The sequence below is a fragment of the Nocardia sp. CC227C genome (assembly GCF_030767025.1).
Classification (GTDB): domain Bacteria; phylum Actinomycetota; class Actinomycetes; order Mycobacteriales; family Mycobacteriaceae; genus Nocardia.
Map to the genome: position 1 here is coordinate 41580 of NZ_JASITE010000010.1, position 21739 is coordinate 63318.

At 66.9% G+C, this 21739-nt stretch carries 15 protein-coding genes; all 15 read right to left on the bottom strand.

What is annotated here, in order from left to right; all coding sequences use genetic code 11:
* Positions 1–138: 138 nt before the first annotated feature.
* The 15 genes from QMO76_RS20800 to rplJ all read right to left on the bottom strand — a co-directional run bounded on the left by QMO76_RS20800 (position 139) and on the right by rplJ (position 21350).
* Positions 139–4092, bottom strand: coding sequence for a DNA-directed RNA polymerase subunit beta' (locus QMO76_RS20800; protein ID WP_306363003.1), 3954 nt, complete (start codon positions 4090–4092; stop codon positions 139–141).
* Between the two features lie 95 nt (positions 4093–4187).
* Positions 4188–7697, bottom strand: a complete 3510-nt coding sequence (locus QMO76_RS20805; RefSeq protein ID WP_306363004.1) for a DNA-directed RNA polymerase subunit beta — start codon at positions 7695–7697, stop codon at positions 4188–4190.
* A gap of 622 nt (positions 7698–8319) precedes the next feature.
* A complete protein-coding gene (locus tag QMO76_RS20810) occupies positions 8320–9387 on the bottom strand; it encodes a hypothetical protein (RefSeq protein ID WP_306363005.1) in 1068 nt (355 codons plus the stop codon).
* Between the two features lie 12 nt (positions 9388–9399).
* Positions 9400–10080, bottom strand: a complete 681-nt coding sequence (locus QMO76_RS20815; protein ID WP_306363006.1) for a hypothetical protein — start codon at positions 10078–10080, stop codon at positions 9400–9402.
* Positions 10081–10108: 28 nt separating this feature from the next.
* Positions 10109–11371 (bottom strand): MCE family protein, encoded by a 1263-nt coding sequence (locus QMO76_RS20820; protein ID WP_306363007.1) that lies wholly within the window; start codon positions 11369–11371, stop codon positions 10109–10111.
* Entirely contained in the window at positions 11368–12651 is a 1284-nt protein-coding gene (locus QMO76_RS20825) for an MCE family protein (RefSeq protein WP_306363008.1), read from the bottom strand. Before QMO76_RS20825 ends, QMO76_RS20820 begins: the two co-directional genes overlap by 4 nt.
* Positions 12648–13904 carry an MCE family protein gene (locus tag QMO76_RS20830; RefSeq protein ID WP_306363009.1) on the bottom strand — a complete coding sequence of 419 codons (1257 nt, stop codon included), beginning with the start codon at positions 13902–13904 and terminating at the stop codon, positions 12648–12650. Before QMO76_RS20830 ends, QMO76_RS20825 begins: the two co-directional genes overlap by 4 nt.
* A 2-nt stretch (positions 13905–13906) precedes the next feature.
* Positions 13907–14914, bottom strand: a complete 1008-nt coding sequence (locus tag QMO76_RS20835; protein ID WP_306363010.1) for an MCE family protein — start codon at positions 14912–14914, stop codon at positions 13907–13909.
* Positions 14914–15993: an MCE family protein gene (locus QMO76_RS20840; protein WP_306363011.1), complete on the bottom strand. Its 1080-nt coding sequence runs from the start codon at positions 15991–15993 to the stop codon at positions 14914–14916. Before QMO76_RS20840 ends, QMO76_RS20835 begins: the two co-directional genes overlap by 1 nt.
* The gene (locus QMO76_RS20845) at positions 15990–17342 is read right to left on the bottom strand and encodes an MCE family protein (protein WP_306363012.1); all 1353 of its coding nucleotides are present in this window, start codon (positions 17340–17342) and stop codon (positions 15990–15992) included. The genes QMO76_RS20840 and QMO76_RS20845 overlap by 4 nt, the downstream gene beginning before the upstream one ends.
* Before the next feature lie 10 nt (positions 17343–17352).
* Positions 17353–18219, bottom strand: a complete 867-nt coding sequence (locus QMO76_RS20850; protein WP_029925925.1) for an ABC transporter permease — start codon at positions 18217–18219, stop codon at positions 17353–17355.
* 3 nt (positions 18220–18222) lie between these two features.
* Positions 18223–19017 (bottom strand): ABC transporter permease, encoded by a 795-nt coding sequence (locus QMO76_RS20855; protein ID WP_306363013.1) that lies wholly within the window; start codon positions 19015–19017, stop codon positions 18223–18225.
* 10 nt (positions 19018–19027) lie between these two features.
* On the bottom strand, positions 19028–20080 hold the full coding sequence (locus QMO76_RS20860; protein WP_306363014.1) for an ABC transporter ATP-binding protein: 1053 nt from the start codon (positions 20078–20080) through the stop codon (positions 19028–19030).
* A 280-nt stretch (positions 20081–20360) separates the two neighbouring features.
* Complete coding sequence (gene rplL, locus QMO76_RS20865; protein ID WP_306363015.1) at positions 20361–20747, bottom strand: 50S ribosomal protein L7/L12; 387 nt, start codon at positions 20745–20747, stop codon at positions 20361–20363.
* Between the two features lie 72 nt (positions 20748–20819).
* Complete coding sequence (rplJ, locus tag QMO76_RS20870) at positions 20820–21350, bottom strand: 50S ribosomal protein L10 (protein WP_029925932.1); 531 nt, start codon at positions 21348–21350, stop codon at positions 20820–20822.
* Positions 21351–21739 lie beyond the last annotated feature (389 nt).

Genomic DNA, 21739 nt, shown 5'->3' on the forward strand with positions numbered 1-21739 from the left:
CCGTGGCACCCAATCGGGGGCACGAGGCACCCAATCGGTTCCTTTTGGCGACCGATCGGATACGACGGTGAAGAACATGGCTCGGCCCCCGTTCCGAGGAACGGGGGCCGAACGGTATCGAGCTGACAGCTCCGCTGACTACCGGTAGTCGCTGAAGCCGTAGTCGTCCAGCGGGACCGCGGCACCGGTGGTGGTGCCGAAGCCGTCCGGGGTGTAGTAGGTGTCGTCGTAGGACGGCACCGCGTACGCGGCCTGGCGGGCCTCCTCGGTGGGCTGGACCTGGATGTTGCGGTAGCGGTTGATGCCGGTACCGGCCGGGATCAGCTTGCCGATGATGACGTTCTCCTTCAAGCCGATCAGCTTGTCGGAGCGGCAGTTGATCGCGGCGTCCGTGAGCACGCGGGTGGTCTCCTGGAAGGAGGCCGCCGAGAGCCAGGAATCCGTGGCCAGCGACGCCTTGGTGATACCCATCAGCACCGGGCGACCCGAGGCGGGCTCGCCACCCTCCGCGACCACGCGGCGGTTGGCGGCCTCGAACTCGGCGCGCTCCACCAGCGAACCGGGCAGGAACTCCGTCGCACCCGAGTCGATGATGGTGACGCGGCGCAGCATCTGGCGGACGATCACCTCGATGTGCTTGTCGTGGATGGACACACCCTGCGAGCGGTACACCTCCTGGACCTCGTGGACCAGGTGGACCTGCACCTGACGCGGGCCCATCACGCGCAGCACCTCGTGCGGATCGGCCGAGCCCTCGAGCAGCTGCTGACCGACCTCCACGTGATCGCCGTCGGCGAGCAGGCGCTCGGTGCCGTCCTCGTGCTTGAACACCCGCAGACGCTGACGCTTCGACAGCTTGTCGTAGAGCACCTCGTCCGAACCGTCGTCCGGAATGATGGTGATCTTGTAGAAGCGGTCGTCGTCCTCCAGGCGCACGCGGCCGGAGACCTCGGCGATGGGGGCCTTGCCCTTGGGCACCCGAGCCTCGAAGAGCTCCTGCACGCGGGGCAGACCACCGGTGATGTCGTCACCCGCGACACCACCCTGGTGGAAGGTACGCATGGTCAGCTGGGTACCGGGCTCACCGATGGACTGCGCGGCGACGATACCGACGGCCTCACCGATGTCGACCAGCTTGCCGGTCGCCATGGAGCGGCCGTAGCAGGTCGCGCACACGCCGGTGCCGGTGGTGCAGGTCAGCACGGAGCGGACCTTCACCTCGGTGATACCGGCCTCGAGCAGCGCCTCCAGGGCGGGGTCGCCCAGGTCGTGGCCCTTCTCGACCACCACGTTGCCCTTGGCGTCGATCGCGTCGGCGGCCAGAGTGCGTGCGTAGGTGCTGGTTTCGACGTGCGCGTCACGAATGACGGTGCCGTCGGCCAGCTTCTCCGCGATCGGGACGACGATGCCACGCTCGGTGCCACAGTCGGTCTCGCGCACGATGACGTCCTGCGACACGTCCACCAGACGACGGGTCAGGTAACCCGAGTCGGCGGTGCGAAGCGCGGTGTCGGCCAGACCCTTACGCGCACCGTGGGTGTTGATGAAGTACTCCAGCACCGTCAGGCCCTCACGGAAGGAGGACTTGATCGGCCGCGGGATGAACTCACCCTTCGGGTTGGTCACCAGACCCTTCATACCGGCGAGGGTCCGGGTCTGGGTGAAGTTACCGGTCGCACCCGAGTCGACGATCGTGATGATCGGGTTGTCGGCCGGGTAGTGCGCGCGCAGCGCCTGACCGACCTCTTCGGTGGCCTCCTGCCAGATCTTGACCAGGGCGTTGTTGCGCTCCTGGTGATCGAGCGCACCACGCTGGTACTTCTTCTCGATCTGATCCGACTGCGCCTCGTAGCGCTCCATGATCTCCGCCTTCTCCGGCGGAACGAGCACGTCCGACATGGAGACGGTGACACCGGAGCGGGTGGCCCAGTAGAAGCCCGCGTCCTTGAGCTTGTCGACGGTCTGCGCCACCACGATCATCGGGTAGCGCTCGGCCAGATCGTTGATGATCGCGGCCTGCCGCTTCTTCGGCATCGGCTCGTCGATGAACGCGTAGTCCGCCGGGAGCAGATCGTTGAACATGACGCGGCCCAGCGTGGTCTTGGTGGTCCACGCGTCGCCCCGCTGCCAGCCGTCCGGGAACAGCTCGGCCTCGACGTCCTTGGGCGGACGCTGATCGGTCAGGCGGACCTTGATCAGCGAACGCACCGTCAGCTCACCGCGGTCGACGGCCATCTGCGCCTCGGCGGGCGAGGAGTAGACGCCGAACTCCGGCTCGTCCTTGGTGGCCGCGCGGTACTCGCCCTGCGCGCCCTCCTGCAGGCGGGTCAGGTAGTACAGGCCGGTCACCATGTCCAGACGCGGCATGGCGAGCGGACGACCCGAGGCGGGCGACAGGATGTTGTTCGAGGACAGCATCAGAATGCGGGCCTCGGCCTGCGCCTCCGCGGACAGCGGCAGGTGCACGGCCATCTGGTCACCGTCGAAGTCGGCGTTGAACGCCTCACAGACGAGCGGGTGCAGCTGAATGGCCTTACCTTCGACCAGCAGCGGCTCGAACGCCTGAATGCCCAGGCGGTGCAGGGTGGGCGCACGGTTCAGCATGACCGGGTGCTCGGCGATGACCTCTTCGAGGACATCCCACACCTGGGGCCGCTGCCGCTCCACCATCCGCTTGGCGGACTTGATGTTCTGCGCGTGGTTCAGGTCCACCAGCCGCTTCATGACGAACGGCTTGAACAGCTCGAGCGCCATCAGCTTGGGCAGACCGCACTGGTGCAGCTTCAGCTGCGGACCGACCACGATGACCGAACGGCCCGAGTAGTCGACGCGCTTGCCGAGCAGGTTCTGACGGAAACGACCCTGCTTGCCCTTGAGCAGATCCGACAGCGACTTGAGCGGACGGTTGCCCGGACCGGTGACCGGGCGGCCGCGGCGGCCGTTGTCGAACAGCGCGTCCACCGACTCCTGGAGCATGCGCTTCTCGTTGTTCACGATGATCTCGGGCGCACCGAGGTCGATGAGGCGCTTCAGGCGGTTGTTGCGGTTGATGACGCGGCGGTACAGGTCGTTCAGGTCGGAGGTCGCGAAGCGGCCACCGTCCAGCTGCACCATGGGGCGCAGCTCCGGCGGGATCACCGGCACGGCGTCGAGCACCATGCCCATCGGCGAATTGCCGTTGGCCTGGAACGCGGCGACGACCTTCAGGCGCTTGAGGGCGCGCAGCTTCTTCTGGCCCTTGCCGGTGCGAATGGTCTCGCGCAGGTTCTCGGCCTCGGCCTCGATGTCGAAGTTCTCCATCAGCTTCTGGATGGCTTCGGCACCCATGGCACCGGTGAAGTACTCGCCGTAGCGGTCCTGCAGCTCGCGGTAGAGCACCTCGTCCACGATGAGCTGCTTGGTGGCCAGCTTGGTGAAGGTGGTCCAGATCTCGTCGAGACGATCCAGCTCACGCTGGGCGCGGTCGCGCAGCTGACGCATTTCGCGCTCGCCGCCGTCCTTGACCTTGCGGCGCACATCGGACTTGGCGCCCTCGGCCTCCAACTCGGCGATATCCGCCTCGAGCTTCTGTGCCCGCGCCTCGAGATCGGCGTCGCGCTGATCGGCGACGGCCTTCTTCTCGACCTCCATCTCCGCCTCGAGGGTGGAGAGTTCGTTGTGGCGCAGTTCCTCGTCGACACCGACGATGACGTAGGCGGCGAAGTAGATGATCTTCTCGAGATCCTTCGGCGCCAGGTCGAGCAGGTAGCCCAGGCGCGACGGCACACCCTTGAAGTACCAGATGTGGGTGACCGGGGCGGCCAGCTCGATGTGGCCCATCCGCTCACGGCGCACCTTGGCGCGGGTCACCTCGACGCCGCAGCGCTCACAGATGATGCCCTTGAAGCGGACGCGCTTGTACTTACCGCAGTAGCACTCCCAGTCCCGGGTGGGACCGAAGATCTTCTCGCAGAAGAGGCCGTCCTTCTCCGGCTTCAGCGTGCGGTAGTTGATGGTCTCCGGCTTCTTGACCTCGCCGAAGGACCAGTTGCGAATGTCTTCGGCGGTGGCCAGGCCGATCCGGAGTTCATCGAAGAAGTTGACGTCTAGCACGTAACTTCCTTTCCCCTGTTCGGGTTGAGTATGAGCAAAAGTTCGCTAAATCCGTTGCCCCGGAGCTCCTTTCAGAGCTCCGGGACCGATCGCTCTTACTGCGCCAGGTCGTCGACCGTCGCAGCCTCGTTGCGGGACAGGTTGATACCCAGGTTCGCCGCGGCGCGCTCCAGGTCCTCGTCGTCGCCGTCGCGCATCTCGATGGCCGCACCGTCCGAGGACAGCACTTCCACATTGAGGCACAGCGACTGGAGTTCCTTGAGCAGCACCTTGAACGACTCCGGAATACCAGGCTCCGGAATGTTCTCGCCCTTGACGATCGCCTCGTATACCTTCACGCGCCCGACCACGTCGTCGGACTTGATGGTGAGCAGTTCCTGCAGCGTGTAGGCCGCGCCGTAGGCCTGCATGGCCCAACATTCCATCTCACCGAAGCGCTGACCACCGAACTGCGCCTTACCACCGAGGGGCTGCTGGGTGATCATCGAGTACGGGCCGGTCGAACGCGCGTGGATCTTGTCGTCCACCAGGTGGTGCAGCTTCAGGATGTACATGTAGCCCACCGCCACCGGGTACGGGAAAGGCTCACCGGAGCGGCCGTCCAGCAGCACCGCCTTGCCGTTCTCGTCGACCATGCTCTCGCCGTCGCGGTTGGGCAGCGTGGAGCCGAGCAGACCGGTCAGCTCCTCCTCGCGGGCGCCGTCGAACACCGGGGTGGCGATATTGGTGTCGGCCTCCTGGCCCCACATCTCCTCCGGCAGGTTCTTGGCCCACTCCGGATCGCCCTCGACCTTCCAGCCGGTCTTGGCGATCCAGCCCAGGTGGGTTTCGAGCACCTGGCCGATGTTCATACGGCGCGGCACACCGTGGGTATTGAGGATGATGTCCACCGGCGTGCCGTCCGGCAGGAACGGCATGTCCTCGACGGGCAGAATCTTGCCGATCACACCCTTGTTACCGTGCCGACCCGCGAGCTTGTCACCATCCTGGATCTTGCGCTTCTGCGCCACATACACCCGCACCAACTCGTTGACACCCGGCGGCAGATCATCATCGTCATCACGGGAGAACACCCGCACACCGATGACCTTGCCCGACTCACCATGGGGCACCTTGAGCGACGTGTCACGCACCTCACGCGCCTTCTCACCGAAGATCGCACGCAGCAACCGCTCCTCCGGCGTCAACTCGGTCTCACCCTTCGGGGTCACCTTGCCCACCAGGATGTCACCGTCACGCACCTCGGCACCGATCCGCACGATACCCCGCTCGTCCAGATCCGCGAGCACCTCGTCGGAGACGTTGGGGATATCGCGGGTGATCTCCTCGGCACCGAGCTTGGTGTCGCGAGCGTCGATCTCGTGCTCCTCGATATGGATCGAGGTCAGCACATCCTCCTCCACGAGACGCTGCGACAGGATGATCGCGTCCTCGTAGTTGTGACCCTCCCACGGCATGATCGCCACCAACAGGTTCTTACCCAGGGCCATCTCACCGTTCTCGGTGCACGGACCATCGGCGAGCACATGCCCGGCCTCCACCCGCTGACCCTCGTCCACGATCGGACGCTGATTCGCGCAGGTGCCCTGGTTGGAGCGCTCGAACTTCCGCAACCGGTACGAGCGACGAGTCCCGTCATCGTGCATGACCGTGATGAAGTCGGCCGAAACCTCCTCCACCACACCGGCCTTGGCGTTCACGACCACGTCGCCGGCGTCGACGGCGGCACGCAGCTCCATACCGGTGCCGACCAGCGGCGCGTCGGAACGGATCAGCGGCACGGCCTGACGCTGCATGTTCGCGCCCATGAGGGCGCGGTTGGCGTCGTCGTGCTCGAGGAACGGGATCATGGCGGTCGCCACCGACACCATCTGGCGCGGCGAGACGTCCATGTAGGTGACCTCGGCCGGGGAGACGTACTCCATCTCCTCGTTGCCGCGGCGGGCGAGCACGCGCCCCTCGAGGAAGTTGCCGTCGGCGTCGATCGGCGAGTTCGCCTGGGCGCGGACCTCGCGGTCCTCCTCGTCGGCGGTGAGATACACGACCTCATCGGTGACGATGCCGTTCACGACCTTGCGGTACGGGGTCTCGATGAAGCCGAACGGGTTGACCCGCGCGTACACCGAGAGCGAGCCGATCAGGCCGATGTTCGGGCCTTCCGGGGTCTCGATGGGGCACATGCGGCCGTAGTGCGACGGGTGGACGTCGCGGACCTCGAGGCCCGCGCGCTCACGGGACAGACCGCCCGGGCCCAGCGCCGACAGGCGGCGCTTGTGGGTCAGACCCGACAGCGGGTTGTTCTGGTCCATGAACTGCGACAGCTGCGAGGTGCCGAAGAATTCCTTGATCGCCGCCACCACGGGGCGGATGTTGATCAGGGTCTGCGGCGTGATGGCCTCGACGTCCTGGGTGGTCATGCGCTCACGCACGACGCGCTCCATGCGGGACAGGCCGACGCGGATCTGGTTCTGGATCAGCTCGCCGACGGTGCGCAGGCGGCGGTTGCCGAAGTGGTCGATATCGTCGACCTCGACCGGCACCTCCGCGCCGCCGGGCGCGGTCATGACCTTGTCGCCCTGGTGCAGACGGACCAGGTACTCGATGGTCGCGACGATGTCTTCCCGGGTCAGCACCGAACCCACGACCGGCTCACCGGCGTGCAGGCCCAGCTTCTTGTTGACCTTGTAGCGGCCGACGCGCGCGAGGTCGTAGCGCTTCTCCTTGAAGAACAGGTTCTCCAGCAGGGTCTGCGCGGACTCCTTGGTCGGCGGCTCGCCCGGACGCAGCTTGCGGTAGATGTCGAGCAGCGCTTCGTCCTGGCCCGGAGTGCTGTCCTTCTCCAGGGTGGACATCATGATCTCGGAGAAGCCGAAACGCTCGGTGATCTCCTCGGTGGTCAGCCCCAGGGCCTTCAGCAGCACGGTGACCGGCTGGCGGCGCTTGCGGTCGATGCGCACGCCGACGGTGTCGCGCTTGTCCACGTCGAACTCCAGCCACGCACCGCGCGACGGGATGACGCGCACCGAGTGCAGCATCTTCTCGGTGGACTTGTCGATGGTCTCGTCGAAGTAGACACCGGGCGAACGCACCAGCTGCGAGACGACGACGCGCTCGGTGCCGTTGATGATGAACGTGCCCTTGTCGGTCATCATCGGGAAGTCGCCCATGAAGACCGTCTGAGACTTGATCTCACCGGTGTTGTTGTTGATGAACTCCGCGGTCACGAAGAGCGGCGCCGCGTAGGTCATGTCCTTGTCCTTGCACTCCTCGATGGAGGCCTTGACCTCTTCGAAGCGCGGGTCGGAGAAGGACAGCGACATGGAGCCGGAGAAGTCCTCGATCGGCGAGAGCTCCTCGAGCACCTCCTCGAGACCGCCGGTGGGATTGACGTCGCCGCGCGCCGCCGCTCGCTCCCGCCAGTCTGACGCGCCGATCAGCCAGTCGAACGAATCGGTCTGTAGATCGAGAAGACCCGGAACCTCGAGAGGCTCACGGATCTTCGCGAAAGACACCCGCTTCGGGGCTCCGGGGACTGTGTAGAAATCACGGCCCGCCGTGGTGGCCTTGGTCTGGGTGGAGACTGCCAAGATGCGTCCTTCCAGCACCTCACGCGCAGTCGCGTGGTGGTCCGCGACCGTCGCTTGTCTGCTACGAATTCCGCTGGTCCCCACCCGAACGAACCCGAACAGCAACCAGCGGAAGTAACACCGGAAGGGTGAACTTTCGTCGATGCGAACAAGGTATGGACAGGAGGCAGCCAGCGCAACGTCCAAAACTACACCCAAACCTACGGGGGTGTCAAAGTACCACCCGTAGCGGGTTGCGGCGGGCTGGCGCGCCGTATCGCTTCAACTGTGGCGCTGTACACATTCCCGGCTCGCCGGGAGTACACATTCCCGGCCCCACCGGGGTGCACATTCCCGGCTCGCCGGGGTGCGCATTTCCCGCTCGGCGGGGTGCGCATCCCTGGCCCGCCGGGGTGCACAATTCGCGCCCAGGACAGGCACATCCGCTGCGCACCGGGAGTCCCGTCGTCCGCTGGCTGCGATTGCCGGGTCACCGATCGGGGCGAACCCCTGTGACAGCTGCCGCTGTTGTGAATAGCGTGACGGCTCGGACGAAACTCGTCAAGTGCGGCCGGTCCGACGCGTGGCGCGAGATCGTTTGGCGCGCTGGCGGATCACCGAAAAAGCGGCCCCCACCAGGGGCGCGAATTTCCTTGACGGATCAGTTGTCGGCGATCTCGGCGGCCAGCCAGCGGCCGTCCACCTTCTGCATGCGCAGCACCACCGGACCGGACGCGAGCGGTTCCGGGGTGCCGTCCCGGACCGCGGAGACATTGAGGTTCACCAGCAGCTCGGCACGATCGGAAGTGAGCAAAGTCACACCGATCGGATCGGTGGTCACCTCGGTATCGGTCGCGGCCTGCTTGATGGTGCTGACCGTGGTGTCGATGTACTTCTCCAGGTCAGCGCGCATCCGCTCGGTCAGCACCGCGCCGACGTCGTCCTTCCACCGGTCGATCTCGGCGGCCCGGTAGCCGTAGAGCGTGGACAGGGCGTGATCGGCGGCGGCCTTCACCTCATCGGTGGCCTGATTGTCGACATAGGCGAGATTGTCGTCGTCGACACCGGGACGCAGGGCCGCCACGACGGCGAAGACGCCGAGCAGGACCGCGGCGAGGCCGCAGCCGATGGCGAGCCGCCAGGAACCGCCGCGCGCGGGCCGATCGGGACCGGACGCGGCATCGGCGCCGCGGGACGCGGACCTCCCCCGCGACGAATTCACGGCGGCACGCGTCTTCACCAGCCCGACCTTCGCGAGCCCAGCCTTCGCGAACCCTGTCGCCTCGGTGGTCCCGGTCTTCGCGACCCCGGCCTTCGCGGTCCCGGTGTTCGCGGACCCGGTCTTCACGATCTCGGCCTTCGCGGTCCTGGCCTTCGCGGTCCCGGTGTTCGCGGACCCGGTCTTCACGATCTCGGCCTTCGCGGACCTAGTCTTCGCGGACTCGGCCTTCGCGGTCCTGGCCTTCGCGGACTCGGCCTTCGCAGACCCGACCTCGGCCCCCGCCTTCGTGGCCCCGATCTCCGCAGCTCTGGTCTCCGCGCCCCCGGTATTCGTGCGGGCGCTCCCGTGCGCGGTGCTGGCGCGCGGGTGGTCGGCATCCGCCGATGTCCGTCGCGTCGATGCGGGCTGTCCCTCGCGGCCGAGGGCGCGGCGGGAGGAGGAGTCCTGGGGTGTGCCGGAGGTGCGGCGCTTGGGGGTGACGCGGTTGACGGGTCGCTTGTCGGCCATGGTCGCTGCCTCCTACCGGCCCGGCTCTTGCGGCTGCTGATCGGCTGGCTGTTGCCCGGCGGACTCGGGCTGATCGCCGGACTGCGGTTGACCGTTGGGTTCGGGCTGCTCGGCGGGGGCGGGTTCGGTGGGCGGTGCGCCCGCGTCGAGTGATACCGGCTCACCCAGATTCCGCGCCTGTTCGGCCTTCCAGGTGTCGCCCTCCTTCACCATGTCCAGATTCCACAGTTGACGGAAGGTGGCGGGTTGGCCGCCGGGCCAGGCGCGGGTGATGCGCAGCACGACGAAGGCGGTGGCACGGTCGTTCTCGCCGGCGAGCGAGGTGATGGCCGCCCCCTCCACCTCCGCCCGCATGCGGGTTTGCGCCTCGGAGACCTTGGCTTTCAGCGAATCCAGATCCTCGGTCTGCTCCGCCCGGAGCGAACCGGTGGTGGAGGACAGCATGGTCCGCAGCGATCCGTCGACGTCGTCGGGGTCGAAGGTCATGAGGTTGACCGCGGCCTGCCGGGCGTCGTTCAAGGCGGTGTCGCGGGCGTCGGCACGGCCGTTGTCCCGCACCAGCCCGCCCGCGATCCAGGCGTAGCCGAACCACGCCGCCGCCACCGCGGCCACCACGAGCAGGGCGACGGCGGCCACCGTGACGCCCGTGCGCACGGAGCCGTCGACGGAATCGCTGTCGTGTTGCTGACTCACGCCGCCACCATACTTTCCGCCGGATTCCTCACCGTTTCGGCGTCACGCCGAGCAGCGTGGCCAGTTGGGTGGCGACCGGATTGAGATTCAGCTTGTCTGGATCGACCTTGGGGGTGTCGTCCCACGGCTGCGGCACGCTCGGATCGGCGAATTCCGCGCGTTCACCACCGCGTACGGCCGTTGGATTCCCCTGTGGCACAAGACATTTGGCTTCGGTATTGAACGGGAAGTCATCGCGGCTGTCATCGAAATCCGGGTTCTGCGCCCGCATCTCGTCCAGAATCCGCCGGGTGCCCTCGTAGCCGACGGTGCAGGCGGGCGGATTGTTGGTCTCCAGCACCAGGCCGAAGTGGGTGGTGCCGTCCCCTGGCGCGGTCGCGGACGCGCCGATGGACAGCAGCGGCAGCATCTGCAGCACCGGTCCGAGCGCGTAGAACTTCGGCGAGATGGTGAGCAGCAGGGTGCGCAGGTTCGCCAGGTCGCGGGTGAGCGCGTCACCGCTCTCCCGCAGCAGCTGCGATATCTGGCTGCCCGCGTCGGTGCCGGTGCCGATCAGCCGCCGCACGTCCGGGTCGCTGGAGCGCAGCTGTGCCGAGAGCCGGTCCAGGCCGTCACTGAACTGCCGGATGGCCGGGGACTGTTCGGCCTGGGTGGTCAGCACGGTCTGCGCGTCCCGGATGAGCTGCAGGGTCTGCGGCAGCGCGTCCACGCCGGTCTCGGTGAACCGGGCCAGCGAATCCACCAGCACCTGGAGTTCGTCGCCCTTGCCGTCGAACGCCTTGCCGAGTTCGGTGATGGTGGTGGACAGCGCCACCAGATCGGTGGTGCTGGCGAAGTGGTTCACGCTGGCGAGCAGATCCTCGACCGGGATCGGGGTCCGCGCGCCGTCGATGACGGAGCCGTCCCGCAGATACGGCGCGCCCGCGGTGCCGGGCACCAGGTCCACGTACTGCTCACCGATGGCGGATCGGTTGGCCACCACGGCTTTCGCGCTCTGCGGCACCTTGGGCGCGCCGGAGTCCAGCTCGAGCGTGATGAGCACGCCGTCGGGGATGATCTCCTGCTCCCCCACCCGGCCCACCGGAACGCCCCGATAGGTGACCTCCGCGCGCGGGGACAGATTGCCCGTGGTCGCCCGCTTGTCGTCGGTGTCGACGATCCGCACCTGCACCCGGTACTGGCCGAAGCCCAGCATATTGTCCAGGCGCACGTATTTCGCGCCCACGAACACCACGCCGAGCACGGCGATCAGTCCGAAGGCGATCAGCTGGTAGCGCACCAGTTTGCTCATCGCGGACCACCCACTCCCAGCTGGTCGAGCAGTGAACCGAGCGGATCGGTCGGAATCGGCAGCCCGGCGGGCAGCTGCGGGCGCACCACGGTGGGCGGCAGCGGCAGCAGCGAGACCGTCGGCCAGCCCGGACGCGGGCCGTTGCCGTTGTAGTACGGGTTGGAGCCGTCCACCGGCACCGGCCGCCCGTTCGGTGGGATGTACACCGGATCCTGTTTGCCCACACCGAGATTCGACAGCAGTGTGCCGATCTGCAGATCCACCGACAACCAGGTGTTGACCTGCCCGCCGAAGGCCGACTTGATGGCCTCGTCCGGGAACGGGTAGGTCGGAATGAGCGGGAACGCGGTGATCAGGTCATCGGCGCCGTTGCCCAGCGCCTGCAGCGTGGGGCGCAGGGAATTCAGGTCGCGGATCAGGTCGTCCTTGGAGTTGTCCAGGACGTCGAATCCGGCCTGGCCGACCCGGTCCAGCTGGCCGAGCAGCTGGATCAGCTGCGGCCGCTGCTCCTCCAGAATCCGGATGCCCGCGGGCAGTTCGTCGAGTACGAGCGAGATCTGCTGGGTCTGCCCGCTCAGCCGACTGCTGAGGGTGTCGAGTCCGTCCAGCGCGCGGGTGATGTCGTCGACCTGCTGGTTCAACCCGCCGATCAGGGTGTTCGCCTGCTCCAGCAGATCGCGCACCGTGCTCTCACGACCCTCCAGGGCCTTGTTCAGCTCCACCACGATGGGCTGCAACTGCGCCACGCCGCCGCCGTTGAGCAGCAACGACAGTGCGCCGAGCACCTGTTCCACCTCGGTGGCGGCCCGGGTGTTCGCCACCGGGATGACCGCGTTGTCGGCCAGCTTGGCCGGGGCGGGATCGTGGGTGGGCACGGACAGTTCGATGAACTTCTCGCCGAGCAGGTTCGTCTGCCGCACCTCGGCGCGGGCATTGGCGGGCAGGTCCACCGTATTCCGCACCACGGCCTTGACGCTGGCGGTCCAGCCGTCCGGCGCGAGTTCGATCTTGTCGACGCGGCCAACGGCCACCCCGTCCACCTTGACGGTGGACTGCGGCACCAGGTCCAGCACATCGTCGAAGCGGATGTCGAGGTGCAGCGGGTCGTCGCCGACGCTCGGACCGCCGGGCAGCGGAATGCTGTACGCGCCGTCACCGCATCCGGCCAGCAACGTCACCGCACCCAGGACCGTCGCCGCGGCGGCGAGGCGACGGCCGAATGCGCGGCCGCGGCGGCGGATTCCGGCCGAGAGCACGCCTGGCCAGCGGGGGGCGCTCATCGCTGTCCACCTCCTTCCGACGGCGGGGCCTGGTCCGACGGATTGCCGGGCACGGTGCCCGGCACCGGGGCTCGCTGCTGGTTCTCGCCGCTGAGGATGCCGAACGGCAGGATCAGCGACGGGGTCGTCACACCCGCGGTGATCTGCGCGGCAATGGTCTCGCAGTGGTCGAGGATGGGCCGCATCTGCCGGGTGATGGCGTCGAACTTCGGGTCGCCCGGCCGCAGCTTGCCCAGGTCCAGCATCTTGCAGATGACTCCGAAGGGGTCCTGCAGATCGGTGAAGTTCGGGCGCATGTCGAGGGTGCCGGTCTCACCGTTGTGCACATTGATGAGATTGCTCAATGCGGTCGGGATGAGCGGCAGCGCCGCCGCCAGATCCTCGCGCTGGTCGGCGAGGGTCTGGGTGAGCTGGGTCAGCGCGTCGGCATTGGACTGCACCAGTTCCCGATTGTCGTCGATGAACCGGGCCACGTCGCCGAGTGCGACGGACAGCAGGTTCAGCGCGTCCCCGAGGGTGCTGCGTTCGTCGGCGAGGAAGCCCGCCAGATCGGCCAGTTGCGCGTTGAACTGCCGCACCTGGGCGTCGTTGCGCGCCAGCGCGGTCACGAACACCTGCAGGTTCTTCACCGTGTCGAAGATGTCGGAGCGCGAATCACCCAGTACCGCGGCGGCTTTGGACAGCTGCTCGAAGCTGTTGGCCAACGCCTCACCGTTGCCGGCCAGATTGGCGGAGGTGGTGCGCACCAACTCGTTGAGCGCCCCGTCGGAGTTCGCGCCGTCGGGCCCGAGCGCGTCGGAGAGTTCGGTGATGCTCCGGTAGAGCCGGTCCACCTCGACCGGGGTGGCGGTGCGCTCCTTCGGAATGGTGGCCTCGCGCCCCATCTTCGGCCCGCCCCGGTACACCGGCGTGAGCTGGACGTAGCGGTCCGACACCACCGAGGGCGTGATCTGCGCGGCCTTGGCGTCGGCCGGGATGTCGTATTCGCGATCGACGCTCATGACGATCTTCACCTGATCGCCCATGGGCTCGATGGAGTCCACCCGGCCCACCGGCACGCCGAGGATGCGCACATCCGAGCCCTCGTAGATGCCGATGGACTTGTCGAAGTACGCGGTGATCCGGGTGGTGGTGAACTTGTCGAAACCCCACCACGCCACGGCGGCGATGAGCACCGCACCCGCGACGGCGGCGGCGAGCAGGGCCTTGCCGCGCGGGGATTCGCGCAGGCCGGTCAGCACGTCGCGAGCCATGCCTAACCTCCCATCTTCCGGATCGGCTCGCGGTAGCCGGGCACTTCCGGCAGCGCGGGCGGAATCAGGTTGGTGATCACCGCGTCGAACCAGCGGCCGGTGCCGAGCACATTGGCGTAGAGGCCGTAGAACGGCGCGGCCAGCGTCAGCGTCTTGGAGATGTCGGCCTGGTGGGCATTGAGGATGTCGATGGTCTTCCGCAGATTGGTGAGGGCGGGCCCGATCTGTTCCTCGTTGTCGTGCACCAGCGCGCTCAGTTCCGCGCCGATGGTCTTCGCGCCCACGAGCAGCTGGCGGATCGCCTGCTGCCGGATATTGAGTTCGGCCAGCAGCTGTCCGCCGTTCGCGAGCAGCCGCTCGAATTCGGCATTGCGGTCGGCGAGCACCTGGCTGGTCTGTTTGGTCGCGGCGAACAGGGTGCGCAGCTTCTCGTCCCGCTTGGCGATGGACTCCGAGAGCCGGGCGACGCCGTCGATGGAGCCGCGGATCTCCGGCGGGGTCGCCGAGAACGCCTCCGACAGCACCCGCATGCTCTGGGCCAGCTGCGCGGTGTCGGTCTGCTCGATGTCCTCGGCGGCGTCGCTGAAGGCGTCCACCACGTCGTAGGGGGATACCGTGCGCGACAGCGGGATTCGCTCGGAGGGGTCGGCCGCGCCGGAGCCCTTGGGGTCCAGTGCCAGATACTTCTGGCCCAGCAGCGTCTTGATCTGGATGGAGGCGGTGGTCTCGTTGCCGATCCAGGCGTCCTGGGTGCGGAAGTCCACCAGCACCCGGTCGCCGTCGAGCCGCACATCCTGCACCGAGCCGACCTTGACGCCCGCGATGCGCACCTCGTTGCCCTGCTTCAGCCCGGCGGCCTCGGAGAACTCGGCGGTGTACTTGGTGCCCGCGCCGATGATCGGGAGCCGGTCCAGGCTGAACGCGGTCATGGTCACCAGCAGCACCATGGCCAGGCCGATCCCGCCCATGAAGGCCGGGCTGCGCGAGCCGAGTACGGTCCGGTCGTCCATCAGCGGCCTCCCTTTCCGTGGCAGCGCGGTGCGGGGTTGGTGTAGATCGGCTGGTTGACGGTGGGCATGTCGGCGGGCAGGTTCAGCTGCGGCGCGTCCTGCACACCCGGCCCGGCGACGATGTCGATGCCGCACAGGTAGAACTGGAACCAGGAGCCGTAACTCGCGGCCCGGCCCAGCTTCTCCATCTTGATGGGCAGGTTCGTCAGCGCCTCGTCGACCTCGGGCTGCCTGGCGTTGAGGGTGCCGGTGAGCTGGTTGAGCCCCGCGATCGCGCCCTGCAGATTGGGCCGGGTCGGCACCAGCAGGTCCGCGGTGGCCGCGGCCAGATCGCCCAGCGAGCCGACCGCCCGGCCGATGGTGCCGCGTTCGGCGTTCAGTCCGGAGATCAGCGCCTCGGTGTTGACGATGAGCTGGTCCAGCTGCCCGTCCCGCGAGTTGACGGCGTCCAGCACGGCGTTCAGGTTCTCCACCACCGCGCCGATAACCGCGTCCTTGTCGGCGATCTTGTTGGTGAGGCTGGCGGTGCTGGCCACCAGATCCCGGATGGTGCCGGATTCGCCCTGGAAGACCTGGATGATCTCGTAGGACAGCTTGTTCACGTCATCCGGTGTCAGGGTCTGGAACAGCGGCCGGAAGCCGTTGAACAGTTCGGTGAGGTTGAGTGCGGGCGTGGTGCGCTCCAGCGGGATGGTGGCGCCCTCGTTGATCTTGCGCCCCTGCTCTCCCGCACCCTGCTCCAGCGCGATATAGCGCTGCCCCACCAGATTCCGGTACTTGATGGTGGCGGTGGTGGAGGCGGGCAGCCAGTCGCGGTCGTTGAGCTCGAACCGCACCTCGGCCAGCCGCCGCTCCACGATGGACACCCCGGTCACCTTGCCGACCCGCACCCCTGCGATGCGCACCTCGTCGCCCGGATTGAGCGAGGTGACATCGGTGAAGCGAGCCTTGAACTCGGTGCCGCCGCCGGTGTAGTTGGCGATGGTGAGGCCGAGCACGCCGGTGGCCAGCACGGTCACCACCACGAAGGCGATGAGCTTGGCCAGGGTGGGGCCGAGGCCGCGCAGCTTGTCGGTCATCGCATGCTCACCTCGCTGCCGCGCAGGGCCGGGGCCGCGATCCGGGTCACCCAACCCGGCACCTCGTCCGGCGAGACGCCGTGTGCCGCACCGTAGATCGCGCCGAGGGTCTGCTGTTCGGCGGGCGAGCCGATGGAGCTGGGGTCGACCGGTCCGTACACGCGGTACTGGGGTTCGGGCATGAGTCCGATGCTCTGGTCGCCGGGATTGCGGGAGGGCGGCTGATAGGAGCCGTCATTGCCGGAGCCGTTGGTGTATTGGCCCGGGTCCACGCCGAGCGGATATTCCGGGATGCACATGGCGCCGCGCGGATCGAACCAGCGCGGCTCGTCCTGATTCGGCAGGTAACGGCCGCGCGGATTGACGATCTCCACGGTCACGCGCGAGCCCGGCAGATCCGTGCCCTTGCCGAAGATGTCGTCGATGCGCGGCTTCATCTGCGCGAAGTTCGCCAGTGCGCAGGAGTAGCCGGGCGAGTACTTCGCCAGCGCCTCCAGTGCGGGCCGGGCGTCGGCGGCCACGTCGATGATGTTGTCGCGGTTGGCGATCAGGAAGTCGGCGGTGGTCGCCGCGCTCGGGGTGAGCGTGGCCAGCAGGGTGTCGATCTGCGAACGCCGCTCCACGATGGTGGCATTGGTGGTGCGCAGATTGTCCAGCGCGGAGACCAGCTGCGGCGCGGCGTCGGCATAGGTGTCGGCGACGGTGGCGAACTGGCGCAGATCCTCCTGCAACGTGGGCAGTTCCACGTTCACCTCGGCGAAGATGCGGTGCAGCCGGTCGATGGTGTTGCCGAGCTCCTCCCCCCGGCCCTGCAACGCCTGCGAGAGCGCGCCCAGCGTGGAGGCCAGATACTGCGGCGGCACCGCCTGCAACAGCGGCAGCAGATTGTCCAGCAGCTGACTCACCTCGACGGCATTGCCGGAGGTGTCCTGCCGCAGGGTGACGTCCTCGGTCAGCGTGCCGGTCGGATTCTCCGGCCACACCAGGTCCACGTACTTCTCGCCGAAGAGGGTCTTCGGCAGCAGCCGGGCGGTGACATTGGCCGGGATCTGCTCGGCGCGCTCCGGGTCGATGGCCAGGTGCAGGGTCACCTCGCCGTCGCTGAAATCGCTGGAACGCACCTCGCCCACCGTGATGCCGCGGACCTTCACGTCCGCGTTGCGGGTCAACGCGTTTCCGACCGTGTCGGTGATCAGGTCGACCCGCACGGTCTCCACGAACGCCTTGTTGTAGACGGCGATCGTGGTGCTGAGGAACAGCGCCATCACCACGAAGAACAGCACCCCGAGCGTGCGGGTGCGCAATTTCTCCGTCGACCGCCACAGCTGCACGCGCCTCGGATTGCTCATGCCGTCTCACTCATCCGGCCACCCGCACCGTCGTGGTCGTGCCCCAAATCGCCAGGGACAGGAAGAAATCGAGAATGTTCACCAGCACGATCGCCGCGCGCACCGCACGTCCCACGGCCACGCCGACACCCGCCGGACCACCGGTGGCGTTGAAGCCGTAATAGCAGTGCACCAGGATGATGACGAAGGCGAATACCAACACCTTGAGGAACGAATAGAGCACGTCCTCGGGTGGTAGGAACAAACTGAAATAGTGGTCGTAGGAGCCGCTGCTCTGCCCGTTGAAATAGATGCTGATCGACCGCGACGCCAGATAGGTGCCCAGCAGGCCGACGATATAGAGCGGGATCACGGCCAGGAATCCCGCGATCACCCGGGTGGTCACCAGGAACGGCACGCCCGGTACCGCCATCACCTCGAGCGCGTCGATCTCCTCGGAAATGCGCATGGCGCCCAATTGCGCGGTGAATCCACAGCCCACCGTCGCCGAGAGGGCCAGCGCCGCGACCAGGGGCGCGAGTTCACGGGTGTTGATGTAGCCGGTCAGGAAGCCGGTGAGCACGCCGGAACCGAGGGCGTCGAGGGCCTTGAAACCCTGTAGGCCCACCACCACGCCGACCGACGCCGACATGAACACGATGACGCCGATGGTGCCGCCGATCACCGCGAGCGCGCCCGAGCCGAAGGTCACCTCGGCCAGCAGTCGCATGACCTCTTTGCGGTAGTGCACCGCGGTCCGCGGAATCCAGGCGATGGCGCGGGTGTAGAACGACATCTGATCGCCCGCGCGGTCGATGACGTTCACCGGCGATTTGAGCACGCCGACCACCCGGCGCGCCGACCGACCGAGGGGTGTGGTGCGCTGCGCGACGACCATGGATCACGCGCCCTTGGCGGGGACGACCTGAAGATAGATCAGGGTGAGGATCAGGTTCAGGAAGAAGAGGACCAGGAATGTGATCACCACGGATTGATTCACCGCGTCACCGACTCCTTTCGGACCCCCTCGTGGATGCAACCCCTTGTACGAAGCGATCACCGCCGCGACCAGACCGAAAATGGCCGCCTTGATCTCGCCGATCCACAGGTCCGGCAGCTGCGCCAGCGCGGAGAACGACGCCAGGTACGCACCCGGTGAACCGCCCTGCAACCCCACATTGAAGAAATAGCCGCCGGCGATGCCGACCACCGAGACCAGGCCGTTGAGCAGCAGCGCCACCAGCATCATGCCCAGCACCCGCGGCACCACCAGGCGCTGCACCGGATCGATGCCGAGCACCTCCATGGCGTCGATCTCCTCGCGGATGGTGCGCGAGCCGAGATCCGCGGCCACCGCCGACCCGGCGGCGCCGGCGATGATGAGCGCGGTCACCACCGGAGCCGCTTGCTGGACGGTTGCGAGCACACTGGTCGCGCCGGTGAACGACTCCGCGCCGAGCTGCTTGATGAGCGAGCCGGTCTGCAGGGCGACCACCGCGCCGAACGGGATTGCTACCAGGGCGGCCGGGAGAATCGAGACGCTCGCGATGAACCACGACTGCTCGATGAACTCCCGCCACTGGAACGGCCGGCGAAAGGTCTTGCGCGCCACGTCGAGCAGCAGCGCGAAAATGTTGCCAGCTTGGGCAAGTCCCGACTCGACCGGTGTCCGCAGCCGTGTCAGGGATCGATTCACGGGCCGTATGTTACCCGTTGGTCAGGTCGTGTCCAGCCGTAGTGTCGTACGCGCCCTGGTAGGCGGGAATGACCTGCGTGTCGCCGTTTTCGTCGAGCGAATCCTGAATGGCGACCTGGGCGGCATGCGGCAGCGTGTGCATGATCTGGCGCACCCGCTCGCGACGGCGGTGCACCGCCTGCCGCACCGGCATACCCGGTGTTGCCCGCATCTGCGGAATGATGCCCTCGACTTCTTCGGCGCCGCCGGCATGGTGACCGGAATCGAACATGGCCTGCTCGCGCGCCATCTGGGCCTCGTCCTTCTCCTCGGACATGCCGATGGGGCCCTGCATGCGGCCGTTGAGGAACTGCTTGACCACCGGCTCCTCCGAGGTGAGCAGCACCTCGCGCGGGCCGAACATGACCAGCTGCCGGCGGAAAAGCATGCCGATATTGTCGGGCACCGAGCGGGCCAGGTTGATGTTGTGGGTCACGATCAGGATCGTGGCGTCGATCTGAGAGTTGATGTCGATCAGCAGCTGCGACAGATACGTGGTGCGCACCGGGTCCAGACCGGAGTCGGGCTCGTCGACGAGGATGATCTGCGGATCCAGCACCAGTGCGCGGGCCAGCCCGGCGCGCTTGCGCATACCGCCGGAGATCTCACCCGGGAGCTTGCCCTCCGCGCCGAGCAGACCGGTCAGCTCCAGCTTCTCCATGACGATCTTCTTGATGTCGGACTCGGTCTTCTTCGTGTGCTCCCGCAGCGGGAAGGCCACATTGTCGAAGAGGTTCATCGAGCCGAACAGCGCGCCGTCCTGGAACAGCACGCCGAAGAGCTTGCGAATCTCGTAGAGCTCCTTGTTGGAGCAGGTGGTGATATCGGTGCCGTCTATGTAGATCGACCCGCGCTCCGGGCGCAGCAGACCGATCAACGACTTCAGGAAGACGGATTTACCGGTACCGGATGGGCCGAGCAGAGCGCTGACTTCCCCCGGCGGCAGGGTCAGGGTGACATCCTGCCAAATACGCTGCGAACCGAACGACTTGGTGATGCCTTCGGTCCTGACCTCGACGCCCACGCCAACCTCCACAATTCTCCGACGAGCGCACTACTGCGGCAGACCACGGGTTACTTCGCGCGGTGTGGCGCATCACAGTAGGTCCGGTCACTGTATCGCATGTGACCCGTCCCGGACACCGGGACCTGACTCACGAGTAGAAACCCGCGTTCGTGATCGCCGATCACGGCACGATCACAATGTCGAACGGACATCGTCGGACGGACATCCGAACGGACATCGGAGAATACGAAAGGGCGGCCCCGTGACGGGACCGCCCTTCGCGGCGTCTGCCGTGAGATTACTTCACGGAAACCTTGGCGCCGGCCTCTTCCAGCTTGGCCTTGGCGGCGTCGGCGGCGTCCTTGGCGACCTTCTCCAGGATCGGCTTCGGGGCGCCCTCGACCAGGTCCTTGGCTTCCTTCAGGCCCAGGCCGGAGACGATCTCGCGGACCACCTTGATGACCTGGATCTTCTTGTCGCCGGCACCCTCGAGGATGACGTCGAACTCGTCCTGCTCCTCGGCGGCCTCGGCCGGGGCGGCACCGGCGGCACCGCCGACGGCGGCGACGGCGACCGGAGCGGCGGCGGTGACCTCGAACTTGTCCTCGAACGCCTTCAGGAACTCCGAGAGCTCCAGCAGGGTCATGTTGCCGATTTCCTCGAGCAGCTGCTCAACGTTGGCCATTGTGTTTCCTTTCGGTGGTGATCATCGCCGCGCGGCGGCGACGAAATGCTTCGGGGTGGTGACGTGCAGCCGTCAGGCCGCTTCGCCCTCGTTGCGCTTCTTCTCTTCCAGCGCAGCGACCAGGCGGGCGGTCTTCGAGGCCGGGGCGGCGAACAGCCCGGCGGCCTTGTAGAGGTTGCCCTTCATGGCGCCGGCCAGCTTGGCCAGCAGGACCTCGCGGGACTCCAGGTCGGCGATCTTCTCGACCTCGGACACGGACAGCGCGGCGCCGTCCATGTAGCCGCCCTTGATGACCAGCTGCTTGTTGTCCTTGGCGAACTGCTTCAAGGCCTTCGCGGCATCGACCGGCTCACCGGAAATGAAGGTGATCGCGGTCGGACCGACGAACAAGTCATCCAGGCCAGTGACGCCCGCCTCGGCGGCGGCCAGCTTGACCAGGGTGTTCTTGGCGACGGAGTAGGTAGCGTTCGCACCCAGCGCACGACGCAGCTCGGTGATCTTGCCGACCGACAGGCCACGGTACTCCGTGACAACGGCGGCCGTGGATCCCTTGAACTGCTCCGCGATCTCCGCGACCGCGGTGACCTTCTCGGGCTTGGCCATACTTCGCCTCCTCTCTGGATGGTCGGTTCTCGATGAACTACCGACGTCCGATGGAGGCCCGGAGACAAAGCAAACGCCCCGGACGCAGAGTGGTCCCGGGGCGTACAAGAAACATATGGCGAGGTGATTCGCGATGTTTCCCAACCTCGGCTCTCCCTGCGTGGGCCGCCGGCAATATCGCCGGACCTTCGACTGCCTGACGGCAGCGACCAACGGTCTTCGGTAGAACGATTGGGTGGACATCGAACACGTCGATGACCGTCGATGACAATACCCGGTAAGCGTGTGTTGTGCCAAAGCGGGGTCGAAATGGGGGTCTAGGGGGCAGGGCTCCGGACCCCCGAGTTCGAACCGAAACGGTTCACAAAGCGAAGAGCCGGTGCGGAATT